18 protein-coding genes are annotated in these 17,266 nt (G+C 70.6%); 6 read left to right on the forward strand and 12 right to left on the reverse strand.

Annotated features, from left to right (window positions below):
• The 7 genes from ABZ297_RS04095 to ABZ297_RS04125 all read right to left on the reverse strand — a co-directional run.
• A partial coding sequence (locus ABZ297_RS04095; protein ID WP_355339050.1) for a cytochrome d ubiquinol oxidase subunit II occupies positions 1-682 on the reverse strand: 682 nt, incomplete at its 3' end.
• Positions 683-693: 11 nt separating this feature from the next.
• Positions 694-1,956 carry a cytochrome ubiquinol oxidase subunit I gene (locus tag ABZ297_RS04100; protein WP_355339053.1) on the reverse strand — a complete coding sequence of 421 codons (1,263 nt, stop codon included), beginning with the start codon at positions 1,954-1,956 and terminating at the stop codon, positions 694-696.
• A 90-nt stretch (positions 1,957-2,046) separates the two neighbouring features.
• Positions 2,047-2,304: an acyl carrier protein gene (locus tag ABZ297_RS04105; protein ID WP_350811769.1), complete on the reverse strand. Its 258-nt coding sequence runs from the start codon at positions 2,302-2,304 to the stop codon at positions 2,047-2,049.
• Positions 2,249-3,772: an MFS transporter gene (locus ABZ297_RS04110; RefSeq protein ID WP_355339057.1), complete on the reverse strand. Its 1,524-nt coding sequence runs from the start codon at positions 3,770-3,772 to the stop codon at positions 2,249-2,251. The genes ABZ297_RS04105 and ABZ297_RS04110 overlap by 56 nt, the downstream gene beginning before the upstream one ends.
• Positions 3,773-3,854: 82 nt before the next feature.
• Positions 3,855-5,330, reverse strand: coding sequence for an FAD-dependent monooxygenase (locus tag ABZ297_RS04115; protein WP_355339060.1), 1,476 nt, complete (start codon positions 5,328-5,330; stop codon positions 3,855-3,857).
• The gene (locus ABZ297_RS04120; protein WP_355339063.1) at positions 5,327-6,343 is read right to left on the reverse strand and encodes a methyltransferase; all 1,017 of its coding nucleotides are present in this window, start codon (positions 6,341-6,343) and stop codon (positions 5,327-5,329) included. The genes ABZ297_RS04115 and ABZ297_RS04120 overlap by 4 nt, the downstream gene beginning before the upstream one ends.
• Positions 6,340-7,848, reverse strand: a complete 1,509-nt coding sequence (locus tag ABZ297_RS04125; protein WP_355339065.1) for a peptide MFS transporter — start codon at positions 7,846-7,848, stop codon at positions 6,340-6,342. Before ABZ297_RS04125 ends, ABZ297_RS04120 begins: the two co-directional genes overlap by 4 nt.
• Before the next feature lie 147 nt (positions 7,849-7,995).
• Between ABZ297_RS04125 and ABZ297_RS04130 the strand changes: the two genes are divergently transcribed.
• Entirely contained in the window at positions 7,996-9,177 is a 1,182-nt protein-coding gene (locus ABZ297_RS04130) for a cytochrome P450 (protein ID WP_355339068.1), read from the forward strand.
• Between the two features lie 3 nt (positions 9,178-9,180).
• Here ABZ297_RS04130 and ABZ297_RS04135 read toward each other — a convergent pair whose 3' ends face one another.
• Positions 9,181-9,846, reverse strand: coding sequence for a response regulator transcription factor (locus ABZ297_RS04135; protein ID WP_350811763.1), 666 nt, complete (start codon positions 9,844-9,846; stop codon positions 9,181-9,183).
• A complete protein-coding gene (locus tag ABZ297_RS04140; protein WP_355339071.1) occupies positions 9,843-10,991 on the reverse strand; it encodes a sensor histidine kinase in 1,149 nt (382 codons plus the stop codon). Before ABZ297_RS04140 ends, ABZ297_RS04135 begins: the two co-directional genes overlap by 4 nt.
• Positions 10,992-11,071: 80 nt before the next feature.
• Here ABZ297_RS04140 and ABZ297_RS04145 point away from each other — a divergent pair, with 80 nt between their 5' ends.
• The 4 genes from ABZ297_RS04145 to ABZ297_RS04160 all read left to right on the forward strand — a co-directional run bounded on the left by ABZ297_RS04145 (position 11,072) and on the right by ABZ297_RS04160 (position 14,878).
• Positions 11,072-11,485, forward strand: coding sequence for a cupin domain-containing protein (locus tag ABZ297_RS04145; RefSeq protein WP_350811761.1), 414 nt, complete (start codon positions 11,072-11,074; stop codon positions 11,483-11,485).
• Positions 11,482-12,744 (forward strand): beta-ketoacyl-[acyl-carrier-protein] synthase family protein, encoded by a 1,263-nt coding sequence (locus tag ABZ297_RS04150; RefSeq protein ID WP_355339075.1) that lies wholly within the window; start codon positions 11,482-11,484, stop codon positions 12,742-12,744. The genes ABZ297_RS04145 and ABZ297_RS04150 overlap by 4 nt, the downstream gene beginning before the upstream one ends.
• Positions 12,741-13,943, forward strand: a complete 1,203-nt coding sequence (locus tag ABZ297_RS04155) for a ketosynthase chain-length factor (RefSeq protein ID WP_355339078.1) — start codon at positions 12,741-12,743, stop codon at positions 13,941-13,943. The genes ABZ297_RS04150 and ABZ297_RS04155 overlap by 4 nt, the downstream gene beginning before the upstream one ends.
• A 155-nt stretch (positions 13,944-14,098) precedes the next feature.
• The gene (locus ABZ297_RS04160) at positions 14,099-14,878 is read left to right on the forward strand and encodes an AfsR/SARP family transcriptional regulator (protein WP_350811758.1); all 780 of its coding nucleotides are present in this window, start codon (positions 14,099-14,101) and stop codon (positions 14,876-14,878) included.
• 383 nt (positions 14,879-15,261) lie between these two features.
• Here the strand turns inward: ABZ297_RS04160 and ABZ297_RS04165 are convergent, their stop codons facing one another.
• The gene (locus tag ABZ297_RS04165; RefSeq protein WP_355339081.1) at positions 15,262-15,870 is read right to left on the reverse strand and encodes a copper resistance protein CopC; all 609 of its coding nucleotides are present in this window, start codon (positions 15,868-15,870) and stop codon (positions 15,262-15,264) included.
• A gap of 42 nt (positions 15,871-15,912) precedes the next feature.
• Here ABZ297_RS04165 and ABZ297_RS04170 point away from each other — a divergent pair, with 42 nt between their 5' ends.
• Positions 15,913-16,113, forward strand: coding sequence for a hypothetical protein (locus ABZ297_RS04170; protein WP_355339084.1), 201 nt, complete (start codon positions 15,913-15,915; stop codon positions 16,111-16,113).
• A gap of 27 nt (positions 16,114-16,140) precedes the next feature.
• Here ABZ297_RS04170 and ABZ297_RS04175 read toward each other — a convergent pair whose 3' ends face one another.
• Together ABZ297_RS04175 and ABZ297_RS04180 are read right to left on the reverse strand one after the other, a co-directional pair.
• A complete protein-coding gene (locus ABZ297_RS04175) occupies positions 16,141-16,737 on the reverse strand; it encodes a hypothetical protein (RefSeq protein ID WP_355339087.1) in 597 nt (198 codons plus the stop codon).
• A 100-nt stretch (positions 16,738-16,837) separates the two neighbouring features.
• Positions 16,838-17,221 carry an SHOCT domain-containing protein gene (locus ABZ297_RS04180; RefSeq protein WP_355339090.1) on the reverse strand — a complete coding sequence of 128 codons (384 nt, stop codon included), beginning with the start codon at positions 17,219-17,221 and terminating at the stop codon, positions 16,838-16,840.
• Positions 17,222-17,266 lie beyond the last annotated feature (45 nt).

The following is a 17,266-nucleotide window of genomic DNA, read 5'->3' on the forward strand; positions in this document are numbered from 1 at the left end:
CGGCGAGCAGGCCAAGCGCGACCATGGGCGCCCCGGCGGTCAGGCTCGCGCCGGACAGGAGCACTTGGGCGAGCGCGGCGAGCGCGAGCAGTCCGGCGGCGGGCCGCGACAACCGCGTGGCCGTGGCGGCGGCGCGGACGGCCAGGTCGGCGGGCAGGCGGACGGCCAGGAAGACGGCGCCGTGGGTGGTGAAGACCAGCACCATCGCCACCGCCCACACGGCCGCGTTGATCCCGGCCGTGAGCCAGCGGTCGGTCAGCGGCGGCGGGCCGGTCAGCAGCGCGCCGACCAGGAGCCCCCAGAAGACCGCGAACACCCCGCTGGAGCCTCCGAGTACCGCGTCCCAGCCGGAGCGCCAGCGCGGCGACGGGCGGCGGCTGCGGAACCAGATGGCCGCGTCACGCACCACCCAGATGAGCAGCCCGGCCACGATCAGCAGGTAGAGCCCGCCCAGCAGGTGATCCTTCATCAGCGGGAAGGCTCCGGCCAGCACGCCGCCGACGGCGACCAGCCACACCTCGTTGCCGAGGAAGAACGGGCCGATGGAGGTCAGCACGGCGCGCCGTTCGTATTCGGAGCGGCCCAGGCGGCGCAGCAGCAGGCCCGAGCCGATGTCGAAGCCGTCCACCACGAAGTATCCGGCGAACAGCAGGCCCAGCAGGATCGGCCAGAGGAGGTCCATGATCTTCTCCTTCAGAAGCTGTGGGCGGCCGGTCGCTCAGCGGCAGCGCGCTCGAGGGTGGAGCCGAACAGCTCATCGTCCGGGCCTTTGCGGATGAAACGCGCGATCAGCATGTAGTCCACGACCGCCAGCGTGCCGAGCACCAGCGTGAACCCGACGAAGGACAGCAGCACGACGGCGGCCGGGAGGTCGGAGACGGCGTTCTCGGTGGTGAGCAGGCCGTAGACGGTCCACGGCTGGCGGCCGACCTCGCGCACCAGCCAGCCGGCGATCACCGCCACGAACGGCAGCGGCACCATGACCACCAGCACATACAGCGGCACGCGCAGCCGCACCACCCAGTTGCGGATCAGCAGGATCAGGCAGATGAGCAGGATGAGCGCCATCACGAACGCACTGTTCATCATGATCTGGTACGGCACCGCGATCCACGACGGCGGCGCCCAGTCACCGGGCCCGAACTGCTGGGCCATGGCCTGCTGCGCGGCGGCGATCCGGTCCGGCTCCTGATACATCTGCGCCAGCTTGGCCGGCTGCGTCTGCTCGATCACCACCTCCTGCAGGAAGCCCCAGTGGATGATCGAGAACGCGCCGATCGGGGCGACGATCAGCCCCCAGCGCATCGAGCGGCGGAAGAGGTCCACCTCCTGCGTGCGCTTGATGAAGTGCCACGCGCTCACGCCCGCCACGAACAGCCCACCGGCCAGCACGGCGGCGGAGAGCACGTGCAGGAGCGTGTTGATGAGGCTGCTGTTGGTCAGCAGCGCGGAGAAGTCGGTGAGATAGGCCTGGTCGCCGCGCATCTCGAAGCCCACAGGGTGGTGCAGGAACGCGTTGGCCACCATGATCCAGAACGTCGAGGCGTAGGCGGTGAGCGCCACCAGCCAGATCAGCGCCAGATGGACGCTCCTGCGGATGCGGTCCCAGCCGAAGATCCACATGCCGAGGAAGGTGGCCTCGGCGAAGAAGGCGATGAGCGTCTCCAGGGCCAGCGGCACGCCGAAGACGTTGCCCGTCACCTTCGACAGCCCGCTCCAGTTCAGCCCGAACTGGAACTCCATCACGAGGCCCGTGACGATGCCGACCGCGTAGTTGACCACGTAGATCTTGCCCCAGAACTTCGTCATGCGGCGATAGACCGGGTTCCCGGTGATCGTGTACGCGGTCTGCATGCCCGCGACGAACAACACCAGCCCCAGCGTCAGCGTGACGAAGAGGAAGTGGATCGAGGTGGTCGTCGCGAACTGCAGCCTCGACACCAGCAGGTTGTCCATGGTTCACCAGCCTGTCAGTCCAGGTCGGAAGGGGCGTCCGCCGGCGGGAGGGTGCCCGCCTACGCCAGCGGACGCAGTCGGGCGGTTGGTCTACTCCCCCGGCTGTAGGCGGTCGTTGACGAGCTCGATGAACTCGCGCGGCAGCTTGACGCCACCGACCTCGTCGTCGCCCAGTTTGACGCCGAACTCGCGCTCGACGCGCACGGTCATCTCCAGTACGGCCAGCGAGTCGTAGTCCAGGTCGGCGAAGGGCGTGTCGAGGATGTCGCCGTCCAGGTCGACGGACTCTCCTTCACCGGCCGCCTCCCTCATGATGCGCCGCAGGTCGTCCAGTGTGAACACGATCATGGTCGCTCCCTTTCAACGGTGGTGGTGTAAGTCGCAGCAGGAGGGCAGCGAGCAGCCCGGCGGCCGCACAGGCGGCGGCGATGAGCAGGGTGAGCGTGAGTGCCGCGCCGTAGCCGCCGGTGACCGCCGCGCGCAGCGTCTCGGGCAGGGCGCTGACCGTCTCCGGGTCGCCCGCGGCGGCGGTGGCCTGGGCTCGCAGGTGCTCGGGCACGCGGGCGGTCAGCTCCTCGGCCAGCCGCGAGCGGAAGACGCTGCTGAGCGCGGCCAGCCCCAGCGTGCCGCCGAGCTGGCGGCTGAGCGACTGCAGCCCGATCGCCGAGCCCAGGTCGCGGCGGGGCGCGTGGTTCATGACCGCCACCGAGTAGACCTGGAAGATCAACGCCAGCCCGATGCCGAAGACGATCGCGCAGACCGTCATGGCCTGCCCGCTCGTCACCGCCAGCCCGGCCAGCCCGCCGACCAGCAGGAGGCCGCCGAGCACGGCGAACACCTGCGGCCGCCCGGCGCGCGCCATGAGCGGGCTGCCGCCCAGCGAGACGATCAGCGAGCCCGCCGTCAGCGGGATCAGCGCCAGCCCGGCGCCGGTGGCCGTCTCGCCGCGCGCCACCATGAGCAGCGGCAGGAACGTGACCGCGGCGAACATCGTCAGGCCGGTGACGAAGCCCTGCGCGTTGGCCACGACGAGCACCGGGTCGCGGAACAACCGCAGCGGGATGATCGGCTGCTCGGCACGGCGCTCCACCCGCAGCCAGGCGATCACCAGCACCGCTGCCGCCGCGCCGAGGCCGACGATGACCGGCGAGCCCCACGCGTGGGTCACCCCGGCCCAACTGCTGACCAGCACCAGGCAGGTGCAGACGCCGCCGAGCAGCGCCGCGCCCAGGTAGTCGATGCGGCCCGGCGCGCCGGGCCGCGGCAGCAGCTTGGTCCCGGCGAGCAGCGCGACCGCGAGCAGCGCGACCGGCACGCTCAGCCAGAACGTCCAGCGCCAGCCGATCCAGTCGGTGATGACGCCGCCCAGGAAGGGACTGATCGCCGCCGAGGCGTTCAGCGTGGTGGCGAACCAGATCTGCGAGCGCATGCGCTGCTCGGGGGTGAGCAGCTCGGCGTAGATGGCCATCGCCGAGACCATCAGGCCGCCCGCGCCGACGCCTTGCACGATGCGGAAGAGCACGAGCTGGGGCATCGACTGGGCCAGGGCGCACAGCACGGACCCGGCGGTCAGCAGGCCCAGCGCCAGGATGAACACCTGCTTGCGGCCGAGGACGTCACTGAGCTTGCCGTAGAGCGGGGTGGTGACGGTGGAGGCGAGCACGGCGCCGGTGGTGACCCAGGCGAACAGGTCGAGCCGGCCGAACTCGCCGACGATGGCGGGCAGGGCGGTGGCGGTGATGTTGAGGTCCACCATCGCCAGGAACTGTGCCAGCGCGACCGCGACCAGCGGCAGCGCCACGCTCTGGCGGCTCACTTCTCGTCCTCCGGCACCGGTGTCCAGATCCAGAAGACGCCGGATCTGGCGATCTCCTCCAAGAAGCGCATGATCACGCCATTCACCCCGTGTCCCGGCACAGGGCCCGCGCGAGCACGCCTGGCAGCTCCGCGGGGGCGTTTCCACGCCAGGCCACGATTCCGTCGGGCCTGACCAGCACCGCGCCGTCATCGCTCACGCCGTAACGCGCCGCCCACTCGGGCTCGGTCATGACGTGCGTCTCCACATCCGGTACGGCTGCGCGCCACCCTGCACCCGCCAGCAGGCACATCTCCCGCCCGAACAGGTCCAGCGTCGATCTGCCGTCAGCCAGCGGCACATGCGGCGCCCTGGTCCCCGGCTCCCCCGACGGCGTGGACGGATCCCCCGCCGTGTAGCGGAACCCCAGCGTGAGCGTCAGATCGTCCACCAGCCCGGCGTCCGCCGGCGGGCGACCGAACCCGGTCCCCGAGGTCACCCGCTTCAGACACTGCTCCACGGTGAACTCCGCCACCGGCGCCCGCTCGGCCTCGTAGCTGTCCAGCAGTTCCACCCCGGCCTTCCCGCGCAGCACGTACGCCAGCTTCCAGGCCAGGTTGTGCGCGTCCTGGATCCCGGTGCTGGCCCCGAAGCCGCCGACCGGCGGCATCACGTGCACCGCGTCCCCGGCGAGGAACACGCGGCCCTCGCCGTACCCGGTCGCGGTCAGCGCGGACAGCTCCCACGACTGGGTGTCGAGGATCCGCACCGGCAGATCGGGCACGCCGATAGCCGCCCTGACCAGTTGCTCGCAGCGCGGCCACGGGTAGTCGGCCGAGTTCTGCCCCTTGGCCGGGTCGTACTGGATGTAGAGCGTGCCCTGCGTGAGCGTGTCGTCGTGGACGAGCAACCCCTCGACGGTGTCGTTGACCACCTGGCAGATGGCGAAGCGACGATCGCCGAGGTGCTCGCGCAGGTCGGCCTTGAAGACGATGCTGAGCTGGCGCAGCAGCGCGGGCGTGCCCTTGAGCGCGATGCCCAGCCGCTGCCTGACCCGGCTGCGCACGCCGTCGGCGCCGATCAGGTACGTGGCCCTGATGCGCTCGGTCGAGCCGTCGGCGCGGCTGCGCACGGTGGCGGTGACGCCGTCGGCGTCCTGCTCGAAGGCGGTCAGCTCGACGCCGAAGGCCAGGTCCGCGCCCAGCTTGGCGGCGTGCGCGCGCAGCAGCGGCTCCAGCCGGTCCTGGCTGCACAGCGCCCACGGCGAGGGGCTGAGCCGGTCGAGGTCGGTGGCGGTGGGTAGGTCGGCGCGGAAGAGCTCCTTGCCGGTCAGGCTCTCTACGCGGGCGCGCATCGTGTGCCCGGCGAAGCCTTCGCTGGCCTTCAGCACCTCGGGCTCCAGGCCGATCTGCCGCAGCAACTCGACCGCGCGTGGGTTGAAGCCGCGGGCCCGGGGATGGATGGACAGGTCGGCGCGGCGCTCGACCAGCCGGCAGGAGACGCCGTGCCAGGACAGGAGGGCGGCGGCCGACAGGCCGACCACGCCGCCGCCGACGATCAGAACCTCGGTCTCGGTCATGACTTGCGGGCGGTGATGAGGGTGTTGTGGGTGCCGAGGTCGGTCTCGGTCAAGCCGGTGAACCCGGCCCTCTCCAGCCACGAGCGGCAGTCGGCCCGCGTGTACTCCGAGCCGTGCGGGGTGACCATGAGCATGTTGAGGCTGGTCAGCAGCGCCCCGGCCGGGCCCTGACGGTCGTCGTCGATCATCGGGTCGACGATGAGCAGGATGCCGCCGGAGGGCAGCGCCCGGTAGGCGGCGGCCACGAGCTGCTCGCGTTCCTCCACTCCCCAGTCGTGCAGGACGTGGCTCATCACCAGCGCCTGCGCGTCCGGCATCGGGTTCTCGAAGAAGTTGCCCGGGTGGAAGGTGATCTTCCCGGTGAGGCCGAGCTCGGCCATGTGCTCCTCGAAGACCGGCGCGACGTCCGGTAGATCGAGAACGCCCGCCTCGATGTCCGGGTGCGCCCGCAGGATGGCGGCGGCCAGGTTGCCGCGCGCGCCGCCGACGTCCACGAACGAGCGCACCGTGGACCAGTCGAACGCCTCGGCGAGCACCGGGCCGATCATGCCGTTGAGGTAGTCCATGCCGGCGGTGAAGTTCCGCCAGGCCGCGGTGGTGCGGTACTGCTCGGTGAACATCTGCGCGCCCGCGCCCCACCGGTTCTGCGGATCGCCGGTCTTCAGCGCGTCGACGAGCTTGTCCCAGCGGGCGTCGGCGGTGCTGAGGAAGGCGCCCACGTAGGAGGCGCGCTCGGCGTTGAGGTAGTGCTCGGCCAGCGGCGTGTTGTGGTAGAGCTCGCCCTCGCGGGTCAGCATGCCGAGCGCGACGAGCGTGTCGAAGAAGTCGCGGGCGCCGCGCGGGTGCAGCTCCAGCCGCTCGGCCAGCTCGTCGGCCGAGGCGGGCGCGCCGGACAGGGTGGTGAAGACGCCGAACTCGGCCGCGGTCAGCACCGTCTTGCGGCTGAAGTAGGCCGTGCCCAGCCGCCACAGCGGCTCTGCGCTGACGGCAGGCGCGGTCATCTCGCTGGTCATTGGGGACCTCCATCGGTGGTGAGCTGGAAGGACGGATTCTTGGGGCCCGGACGCAGCCGGGCGGCGATGCGGGCGCGGGCCAGCACGAGCACGGCCGCGACCAGAAGGGGCAGGATCGTGAGCGCGAGGAAGTACAGGGGCTCGGCCGTGGCAGGGCCTTGCTCGCCGCCGGCGCCTGGGCCCGCGCCCGGCATGGCGAGACGGGCGAGCTGGCCGCCGATGACGGCGCCCACCGCGCCGGCCAGCCACCACAGGCCCATGAGCTGGCTGGTGGCTCCGGGCGGCGCGACCTGGGCGGTCACCCCGAGCCCGACCGTGCCGATGATCAGCTCGCCGGTCGACAGCGTCAGGTAGACCGCTACCAGCCACAGCGGCGAGGCCGCCGGGCTCTGCACGGCGAAGACCATGAGCAGGAAGCTGACGGCCGCGATCACCAGCCCCGCCGCCAGCTTCACCGGTACGGTCAGTCGCCCCGCCGGCCCGCTCCACACCCGGGCCAGCACCGGCGCGACCAGCAGCACGAACAACGGGTGCAACGAGTTGAACCAGCTGGCCGGGATCAGGAAGGAGCCCACCTGCCGGTCGGTCGAGACCGCGGCGAAGTGGTTGAGCACCGAGTTGCTCTGGCTGACGAGCAGGAACAGCACGATCGTGGTGAAGAAGACCCAGGCGTAGGCGCGCAGCCGTACCCTCTCCTCCGCCGACGCCCCCTTGCTGATCACCCGTGAGCACGGCAGCGGCGCGACGAGCACCAGCAGACCCACCACGGCCACGAGCAGCTCGACCCGCAGCACGCCGTTGAGGGCGGCGGCGATCAACCCCGCCGCCACGACGGCGCTCACGACCGAACCCCAGAGCCGCAGGCGCCGGAGCGTGGCCGGGTCCGCGGGATGGCTGGGCGTGCGGCCGATCTCCCCCAGGTGCTTGCGCCCCCGGGCGAAGACGGCGATGCCGACGCCCATGCCGACCGCTGCGGTGCCGAAGCCGAGGTGCCAGTCCACGCTCTCCCCGACGAAGCCGGTGACCAGGGGCGCGAGCAGCGCGCCGAGCTGGATGCTGACGAAGAACACGGAGAAGGCCGCCTCCCGCTCGGCCGCCTGCCCGGGTGGGTAGAACGCGCCGAGCAGAGCCGACAGGTTGGGCTTGAGCAGGCCGGTGCCCGCGGCGATCAGCGCGATGCCGAGGTAGAACGTCGGCTCAACCGGGATCACCAGCGTCAGGTGGCCGCAGGCGATGAGCACCGCGCCAGTCAGGACCGCGCGCTGCGGCCCGAAGACCCGGTCGCCCAGCCAGCCGCCGGGCACCGACGCCACGAACGTGAGCGAGATGTACAGGCCGACCAGCGCGCCCGCGCTGCCCGGCGGCATGGCGAGCCCGCCGGGGCTGGTGGCGTAGAGGAAGAGGATGGCCATCATCCCGAAGAAGCTGAATCGCTCCCACAGGTCGGTCATGAACAGCGTGCTGAACCAGCGCGGCTGCCGCCAGGGAAGCAGCGAAGGCGCCATGGGCATCTACTCCCGTCGCTCGGAGGCCGGTCCGTCGGCAGCGATGCTGGCACCCGGATCTTGTGCCGGGTTTGTGGCGTCTTGGTGCCCGAGTCGTCTCCAGCGCCGCTCAACACGCGCTCGACGGCGGCCCGGTATGGCTGGGGCATGCGCAGATTCCCCTTCGTCCCCCGAGTGCCCGGCGAGCCGGCGCCCGAGTTCGACCAGCTCAGGCGGGAGGAGCCGGTCAGCAAGGTGACCTTCCCGACCGGTGACACCGCCTGGCTGGTCACCACCTACGACGACAACAAGACGGTGATGGGCGACCAGCGCTTCAGCCGCGCGGCCACGACGCTGCCCGGCGCGCCCCGCCTGCAGCCCATCCCGCCGGATCCGAACTCGATGTTCAGCATGGATCCGCCCGAGCACACGCGGCTGCGGCGGCTGGTGTCACCGGCCTTCAACAACCGCAGGACCGCGGCGTTGCGGCCGGTCATCGAGCGTGAGGTGGACCTGCTCGTGGCCGCGCTGAAGGAGGCGGGGCCGCCCGCCGACCTGGTCTCGACGTTCGCCAGGCGGCTGCCGATCACGGTCATCTGCGAGCTGCTCGGGGTGCCCGCGAGCGACCGGGACACGATCGCCGGGTTCGTGGACATCCTGCTCAGCCTCACGCAGTACCCGCCGGAGAAGGTGGCGGCCACGCGGGCGGAGCTGAAGGAGTACCTGTCCGGGCTGATCGCTTCACGGCGTTCAAAGCCGCGTGACGACCTCGTCAGCGAGCTCATCGAGATGCGCGACTCGGGTGACCGGCTCAGCGAGGAGGAGCTGGTCATGCTGGGCGCTACGGTGCTGACCGGCGGGTTCCTCAGCACGGCCAGCGAGATCGCGCTGTCGTTCCTGGTCCTCTTCCGGCATCCGGCCGAGCTGGAGCGGTTGCGCGCCGATCCCGGGTTGCTGCCGTCCGCGGTGGACGAGCTGCTGCGGTACAACGCGCTGACCACGGGTGGCGGGTTGCTCCGGGTGGCCACCGAAGACGTCAAACTCGGAAATGTCACCATCACGGCGGGTGAGGCGTTGCTCCCGGCCATCTCGGCGGCCAACCGGGACCCAAGCGTCTTCCACGACCCCGACGTCTTCGACATCGGGCGCGCGGACAATCCGCACCTGACCTTCGGGCACGGGATGCACTACTGCCTGGGGGCGCGCCTGGCCCGGATGGAGCTGGAGCTGGCCGTGGCCGGGCTGCTGCGGGGGCTGCCTTCCGTACGGCCGGCCGTACCTGTGGAGGAGCTGCGTGCGCAGGGCGGGCATCTCATCCGCGGCCTGCCCGAGCTGCCCGTGACGTGGTGAGGCTCAGCGCCGTTTGCGGGGCGTGACCAAGCCGGACTCGAAAGCGATCACCACGAGCTGGGCCCGGTCGCGCGCCCCGAGCTTGACCATGGCCCGGCTGACGTGCGTCTTCGCGGTCGCCGGGCTGACGACCATGCGCTCGGCGATCTCCTTGTTGGACAGGCCCGCCGCGACCAGCGCCACCACCTCGCGTTCGCGGTCGGTCAGCACGTCCAGCTCGGGGGTCGGGCGGTCGTCGGTGGACTTGGCGGCGTACTCGTCGATGAGGCGCCTGGTCACGCCGGGGGTCAGCAGCGCGTCGCCCTCGACCACCACCCGGATCGCCTGCAGCAGCATCGCCGGCTCGGTGTCCTTGACGAGGAAGCCGCTGGCGCCGGCGCGCAGGCTCTTGAAGACGTACTCGTCCAGCTCGAACGTGGTCAGGATGACCACGCGCACGCCGTCCAGGCGGGGGGTCTCGGCGATACGGCGGGTGGCCTCGATGCCGTCCATGTCCGGCATGCGCACGTCCATCAGGACGATGTCCGGTTTGAGGGTTGTGGCCAGCTCCACGGCGTGGCGGCCGTTGTCGGCCTCGCCCACCACCTCGATGTCCGGCTCGAAGTGGAGCAGCGCGCGCAGGCCCGCCCTGATCAGCGGCTGATCGTCGGCCAGCACCACCTTGATCACGCCGCCAGCCCCCTTACGGGCAGCCTGGCCTCCACTCGGAAGCCGCCCTCGGGGGCCAGACCCGCAGCGAAGGAGCCGTTCAGCGACATCGCCCGCTCGCGCATGCCCACCAGGCCGTTCCCCTCCCCCGACGTCCCCTCTTCCCAGCCGACGCCGTCGTCGCGCACCTCGATCAGCAAGTCGCCCGCCTCCCTGCGGATCGACACCTCGGCGCGGGCGGCTCGGGCGTGCTTGATGATATTGGTCAACGCCTCTTGCACGATACGGTAAACGGCGAGATCGACGCTCTTGGGCAGCTCCTGGCTGTCCTCCGGCAGGTCGAGCACCACCTCGATGCCGCCCGTCTTCGCCCGCCGTACCAGCTCGGGAAGACGGTCCATGCCTGGGGTGGGCGCGAGCGGCTCCTCGCCCTCGCCCGCGTCGCGCAGCACCCCGAGCGCGCCGCGCAGCTCGACCAGGACCTCCTTGCTCACCCGGCGGATGTCGCCGAGCGCCCGGCGCGCCTGCTCGGGGTCGCGGTCGATGAGGTGCTCCGAGACGCCCGCCTGCAAGTTGATCACCGAGATGCTGTGGGCCAGCAGGTCGTGCAGCTCGCGGGCGATGCGCAGCCGCTCCTCGGTGACCCGGCGCTTGGCCTCCTCCTCGCGGGCGCGCTCGGCCTGCGTCACCCGCTCGCGCTCGGCGATCAGCTGCTCGCGGCGGTGGCGGGACATCTCACCCAAGATGATGATCGCCACCAGGCTGGTCACGAACCAGATCGTGCCCTGCACGCCCGGCGGTCGCGTGCCGACCCAGCCCAGCGCCAGCGTCCCCGCCACCCACACCAGCGTCGCGGAGACCGCCAGGACGCGGTAGCCAACGGTCAACGCGGTGAACAACGCGATCGCCGGTGGAATCGTCGAAGCGCCACCCGGGAAGTCGAGAGCCTGGTAGAGCAGTGCACCTGTTACCACGGCCACGACCGTCGCCACCGGCCTGGTCTGCCGGACCAGCAGGGGCAACGACGTCACGGCGAGCAGGACGAAGCCCAGCCACAGCGGCAGCGGACCGGGCGGCGACTCGCTGGAGATGAGGACGGTGCCGCCCAGGGTGATCGCGATGACCCCCGCCACCAGCATGGCGTCCTTCGGGATTCGGCGGATCATACCGACACTGTAAGTCCCCTTCAGCGCCTCTCGACGGAGCCTGGAAGCCCGCACCAACACCCTTTGGCAGGGTTGCGGACATGAAGATCACCGCTAGCGAGGTCGTCCCCAACCGGCGTAGAGGCGGCGACATCCGGGTCCTGCTCAGCCCGAAAACCGTGCAGAGCACCTCGGGCTTCATGGGCGTGCTCACGCTCAAGCCCGGCGAGTACGTCGCCGAGCACTACCATCCGCACTCGGAGGAGTTCCTCTACGTCGTACGCGGCACGCTGACCATGCATGTCGAGGACGAACACGTGGAGCTCGGCCCCGGCGACGCGCTCATGGTGCCGATCGGCGCCCGGCATCGCCTGGTCAACACCGATACCGAGGAGGGCGAGGCGGTCTTCCACCTCAGCCCGCTCGCGCCCCGGCCCGAACTCGGCCACGTCGACACCGAGGAGCTGCCGCACGCGCACGAGTCCTCGCCTCAGGTCGGCGGAGCGCGGCTGTGAGACGCCGCGTCGTCATCACCGGGATCGGCATGGTCACGCCGGGCGGCGTGGGTACCAAGGCCACGTGGGAGATGCTCACCGCCGGGCGCTCGGCCACCCGGCTCATCCAGGCGTTCGACGCCGGCGCCTTTCGTTCGCCGCTGGCCGCCGAGGTCGACTTCGACCCCGCCGCAGCCGGGCTCACCGCCCGCCAGGTGCGCAGAATGGACCGTGCCGCGCAATTCGCCGTCGTCAGTGCCCGCGAGGCGCTCGCCGACAGCGGGATCGACGGGGTCGACCCCAGCCGGATCGGGGTCAGCCTCGGCAGCGCCGTTGGGTGCACGGTCAGCTTGGAGGAGGAGTACGTCGTGCTCAGCGACGCCGGCAAGCGGTGGCTGCTCGATCATGAGTACGGCGTGCCGCACCTGTACGGGCACATGGTGCCCAGCACGCTGGCCGTCGAGGTCGCCTGGGAGAGTGGGGCCGAGGGGCCGGTGCAGCTCGTGTCCAACGGGTGCACGTCTGGGCTGGATGCCGTCGGGTACGGGGCACAGCTGGTGGCCGAGGGGACGGTGGACGTGGCGGTCGCCGGGGCTACCGACGCGCCGGTCTCGCCGATCACCGTCGCCTGTTTCGATGCCATCAAGGCAACGACGGCTGACACCAGTGATCCGTCTGCCGCGTCCCGGCCTTTTGACCGGACGCGGTCCGGGTTCGTGCTGGGGGAGGGCGCCGCCGTACTCGTGTTGGAGGAGTTGGAGGCGGCACGGGCGCGCGGCGCACATATTTACGCCGAAATTTCGGGATATGCGGCGCGCAGCAACGCCTTCCACATGACCGGCCTCAAGCCCGACGGCAGGGAGATGGCCGAGGCCATCACCGTCGCCCTGGACGAGGCCGGACTCGACCCGACCGACGTGGACTACATCAACGCCCACGGCTCGGGAACCAAGCAGAACGACCGGCACGAGACCGCCGCCTTCAAGCGCAGCCTCGGACCGCACGCCTACGACGTGCCGGTCAGCTCGATCAAGTCGATGGTCGGACACTCGCTCGGCGCGATCGGCGCCATCGAGGTCGCCGCCTCCGCCCTCGCGATCGAGCACCAGATCGTCCCGCCCACGGCGAATCTGCACCACCCCGATCCCGAGTGCGACCTGGACTACGTGCCGCTGACCGCGCGCGACCACGAGACCGACGTGGTGCTGAGCGTCGGCAGCGGGTTCGGGGGGTTCCAGACCGCCATGGTGCTCGCCAAGCACGAGAAGGGAGATTCGTGAGGGATCGGTTCGGCGTCACGGGCCTCGGCGTGGTCGCGCCGAACGGCGCCACTACGGAGGAGTACTGGGCGGCCACGCTCTCCGGCCGCAGCGGTATCGGCCCGATCACCAGGTTCGACCCCGCTTCCTACCCGGTGCGGCTGGCCGGTGAGGTGCGCGGCTTCACCGCGCGCGACCACCTGCCCAGCAGGATCACCACCCAGACCGACCACTGGACGCACATGGGGCTGGTGGCCGCTGACAACGCGCTTGTGGATGCCGGAGTCTCGCCGGCTTCGCTCCCCGAGTACGAGATGACGGTCGTCACCGCCAGCTCGTCCGGCGGGACCGAGTTCGGCCAGAAGGAGATGACGGGCCTCTGGGGCAAGGGCCCGGACCACGTGGGCGCCTACCAGTCGATCGCCTGGTTCTACGCGGCCTCGACGGGCCAGATCTCCATCCGCAACGGCATGCGGGGTCCGTGCGCGGCCATCGCGACCGAGCAGGCGGGCGGACTGGACGCCGTCGGCCAGGCCCGCCGGATGATGCGCTCAGGGGCGCGCCTGGCACTGGTCGGTGGCACCGACGCGTCGCTGTGCCCGTACGGCCTGGTGGCTCAGCTGTCGAGCAGGGGCCTGAGCACGCGTCACGACCCGGCCCGCGCCTACGTCCCGTTCGACACGGAGGCGTGTGGCTACGTGCCGGGAGAAGGCGGCGCGATGTTCGTCGTTGAGAAGGACCCGGCCCCATCCCGCCCGACTTATGGCCACATTGCGGGGTACGCCGCCACCTTCGACCCGCCGGTGGAGCGCAACCGCCCACCCACGCTCGCCCGCGCCATCGCCCTCGCCCTCGCGGACGCGGGGGTGCGACCTGACGAGATCGACGTCGTCTTCGCCGACGCCATGGGCCTGCCGTCAGCCGACCGCCTGGAGGCGGAGGCTTTGGTGTCCATTTTCGGTCACCACAAAGTGCCGGTAACAGCGCCCAAAACCATGACCGGCCGCCTTTATGCGGGAGGCGCCGCCTTGGACGTCGCCACCGCGTTGCTGAGCATGCGGGACGGTGTGATTCCGCAGACAGTGGGGACGACGGACCCCGTGCGCTCTCTCGGTCTCGACCTCGTCCTCGGCCAACCACGCGAACGGCCCGTGCGCACAGCCCTGGTGGTGGCTCGCGGATTCGGCGGCTTCAACGCCGCACTGGTCCTCGTCGCGTGATTCTGGGACCCGTTGCCATTTCTTGCCGAGTCTGTTTATTCTGAGTCAAACTCCCATACCAAATCGAAGATGGGCGGGGGCTTGCCCTCGTCCATCACCATGCGCTTCGATCCGCACTCAACGGGGTAGGTAAAATTCAACGGGGTAGGTAAAAAATGCTGGAGTTCAAAGTGCTGGGGGCACTGGAAGTCCTTGATAACGGCCGCGTATGCACACCCACGCCGCCCAAAGTCCTGCGCGTGCTGGCGCTGCTCCTGCTGCGCGCCAACCGCGTCGTCCCGATCGAGACCCTGGTAGAGGAGCTGTGGGGCGACAACCCCGCCAGAACGGCGGTCACCACCACCCAGACCTACATCTACCAGGTACGCAAGCTGATCGACCGCGACCGCTCCGGCGCCGACGAGGAGGTCCTCGTCACCAAGTGGCCCGGCTACATGCTGCGCCTCCCGCCCGGCGCCCTGGACGCCGATAAGTTCGACGCCCTCGTCACCCAGGGCCGCACCCACCTGGGGCAAGGCCGCCCCGCAGAGGCGGCGCCAATATTGAACCAAGCGCTGAATTTGTGGACCGACTTACCACTGGCGAATGTCCCACAAGGCGCCATTCTGGCGACGCACGCGCAAAGCCTGATGGAACAACGCCTGCGCGCCATCGAACTCCACATTCAGGCGGACGGTCAATTGGGCCGGCACGTGGAACTCATCGGCGAGCTGCGCGAACTGATAGCGGAGTACCCATTCAATGAATGGCTGCACGAGCAGCTGATTTCCGCATTGAATCACGCCGGTCGCCGAAGTGACGCCTTGCTGGCCTACCAGGAAATCCGATCCACCCTCCACACGGAACTCGGCCTGGAACCCTCGACCCAGCTGCAGCGCCTTCAACACGAAGTCCTGTCGAACCAGCCGGTCCGTGTCCCCCGTCTGAAAGCCTAACTCGGCACCGGCGGCCTATCAGGTACTTGGTGACGGTTCGCCGGTTCGGCCCGATCTCGACCGCGATCTCCCGCAGGCTTGTCGCGCCGGTCTCGTACAAGCTCAGTTTCCACCAGCGAGGCGGGTCCAAGACCACGTCAGCCGCCCTCCACCAGGAATCCATTTCATCCTCGGGCGGCCTGAGCGACGCGGTGGTTTGTAGAGCAGCGATGCCCCCCGTGCTGGCGAGCCATGCGGAGACCCCGGTCGAAGGAGCGCCGGGAGCGGCTCGTCGAGGCGGGATTCAGGCGATGATCCGCTCCGGCCCGGCCGGACTGGCGCCTCGGCAGCCCGTCCGGCCGGGTTGTGCGCTGCGGACCGGCCGGCCGCTGCGGCGCGGTCTTTCAGCTGGAGTCGCGCTTGCGGCGGGCTGCCAGCAGCACGGCTGCTCCGGCGGCGACAAGCACCGCCAGGGCGATCCACAGCCATCCGGGCACGCCGGAACTGTCGGCGCTCTGGGTGGCCGCGGCCGATGAGGGCGACTCCGCGGGTTGCGACGCGGGTTCCGCGTCAGCGGTGCTGGAGGCGGTGGCCGGTGCCGTGGCCGTCGTGCTGGGGCTGGGGGACGGTGAGGGGGCCGGGGCGGTGATGGTGAAGGAGATCTCGCCGTCGATGGGATGGCCGTCGGACGAGACCACCCGCCAGGCGATCCGGTAGCGGCCCGGCTCCAGCGCCTCGGACGGCCTGGCGAACACCTTGCTGCCCTCGCTGCGCGGCTTGTCGAGCGGGACCTGCTTACCGTTCGGACCGTCGAGGACGACGGTGGGCAGGGTCATGCGGGACGTGAACTCGAGCTCAATCGTCTCCAGATGCGCCAGTTTGGCGTTGTTGGCGGGCGAGCTGTCCTTGAGACGGTCGTGTGCCAGCGCGGCGGGGGCGGTCATCAGCACCACGAGGGCGGCGCCGACGGCCGACGCGGCGGCTCGGCGGATGAAGGTGGGCAAGCGAGTCAAGGGGGACTCCGAAGATTGTCGGGCCCGGCGGTATGCCGGGTGATGAGGAGATGCCTGTCCGCCACGCCGTCGGCCGCGCTGTGCGTCGTCAGCGCAGGGCCGCTCTTGACGTTGTTCGCGCCCGGCGCTGAGGCGGGCGGCTGTGGTCAGCGCGGCCAGCGCCGCCGCGGGCTGCCGGTTGGTGTGGCGATCGTCGGCGCGTCCGGGGGCGCGTTCACATGGTGGGAGCAGGCGCAGGAGTAAGAGGCCTTGCGGGGCCCGCGCACTGTCTCAGCCGCGGGCGAGGCGTGGGGGCGGCCCTCGGCGCGAGATGACCGGAGCCAGCAGGGCGGGGACGCGGCGCGCGGTCCCCGTCCGGACCAGCGGCAGGCGGGGACGCTCGCCGGCGGACAGGGCGGCCGGCACGGCCGGCATGGCCGACAGCAGGGCCCGGACGCCGGCCACCCGCGCGGCGCTCAGGTGCAGCAGCGCCGCCAGCGCCACTTCGCCGCGCACCAGCCACCAGCTCGAACAGAGCGCCACCACCAGGTGGATCAGCACCATGCCCGGCCCGATGCCGTGCTGGTGACCGACCGGCTCGCTCGACACGGGGATCATCAGGGCGGCAGCGGGGTACTCCTGGGCACCGAACAGCTGGTGCAGGCCGTACTGTGACAGCCCGCACAGGGCCAGCAGCTCCGGCCAGCCGCGCTGGCGACCGCCCAGGCAGTACGCGCCGGCCCAGGTCGCCGCCACCGCCGCGGCCAGCGTGCCGGTCCCTATCGCGGCACCGCCGACCAGCACGTGCAGCGTCGCCGAGGCCAGGACGCAGATGGCCGTGAACGCTGCGGCGCGCAGCGCGCGTACGGCAGGACGGCCAACGTGCACCCCGCCATCGTGCCAGAGTCCGCCACCGGCCTCACGAGACGGCACACGCGCCTGCGAGCAGCCCTGGCGACGTGCCGGTGCCGAGGGGTGCTCCGTCCGGCTAGACGAGGACCTTGGCCTTGGCGCGCTCGTACTCCTCCTGGGTGAGGTCGCCGTGGTTCTTGAGCTCGGCGAGTCGGGTGAGCTGGTCGGCCTGATCGGTGGGCCGGGTGACCTCACCGGCGGCCGCGTAGTAGCGGGCTTCGCTCCCGCGGGCCCAGGCGATCTCCCGCTCGCCCATCTGCTTGCCTCGCACGATCAGGTAGATGAGGACGCCGAGGAACGGCAGGATGATGGCGAAGATCGTCCAGCCGGCCTTGGCCCAGCCGCCCATCGAGTCGTCGTGGAAGATGTCGGCGATGACGCGGAAGAGCAGCATGAACCAGACCACCCAGAGGAAGAACCACATCATGGTCAGGAGGACGTTCAGCAGCGGATAGTCCATGGTCGCTCCTGTCGTCGTGTGTCGCGTCGTGCCGGTCGGCACGGC

The organism is Nonomuraea sp. NPDC005983 (assembly GCF_040614375.1).
GTDB lineage: Bacteria > Actinomycetota > Actinomycetes > Streptosporangiales > Streptosporangiaceae > Nonomuraea.

Coding starts and splice junctions, on each gene's coding strand:
- ABZ297_RS04160 (WP_350811758.1), top strand. CDS start 14,099: ATGCTGGAGTTCAAAGTGCTGGGGGCACTGGAAGTCCTTGATAACGGC.
- ABZ297_RS04120 (WP_355339063.1), bottom strand. CDS start 6,343: ATGACCAGCGAGATGACCGCGCCTGCCGTCAGCGCAGAGCCGCTGTGG.
- ABZ297_RS04125 (WP_355339065.1), bottom strand. CDS start 7,848: ATGGCGCCTTCGCTGCTTCCCTGGCGGCAGCCGCGCTGGTTCAGCACG.
- ABZ297_RS04170 (WP_355339084.1), top strand. CDS start 15,913: ATGAGGAGATGCCTGTCCGCCACGCCGTCGGCCGCGCTGTGCGTCGTC.
- ABZ297_RS04115 (WP_355339060.1), bottom strand. CDS start 5,330: ATGACCGAGACCGAGGTTCTGATCGTCGGCGGCGGCGTGGTCGGCCTG.
- ABZ297_RS04130 (WP_355339068.1), top strand. CDS start 7,996: ATGCGCAGATTCCCCTTCGTCCCCCGAGTGCCCGGCGAGCCGGCGCCC.
- ABZ297_RS04140 (WP_355339071.1), bottom strand. CDS start 10,991: ATGATCCGCCGAATCCCGAAGGACGCCATGCTGGTGGCGGGGGTCATC.
- ABZ297_RS04180 (WP_355339090.1), bottom strand. CDS start 17,221: ATGGACTATCCGCTGCTGAACGTCCTCCTGACCATGATGTGGTTCTTC.
- ABZ297_RS04105 (WP_350811769.1), bottom strand. CDS start 2,304: ATGATCGTGTTCACACTGGACGACCTGCGGCGCATCATGAGGGAGGCG.
- ABZ297_RS04100 (WP_355339053.1), bottom strand. CDS start 1,956: ATGGACAACCTGCTGGTGTCGAGGCTGCAGTTCGCGACGACCACCTCG.
- ABZ297_RS04145 (WP_350811761.1), top strand. CDS start 11,072: ATGAAGATCACCGCTAGCGAGGTCGTCCCCAACCGGCGTAGAGGCGGC.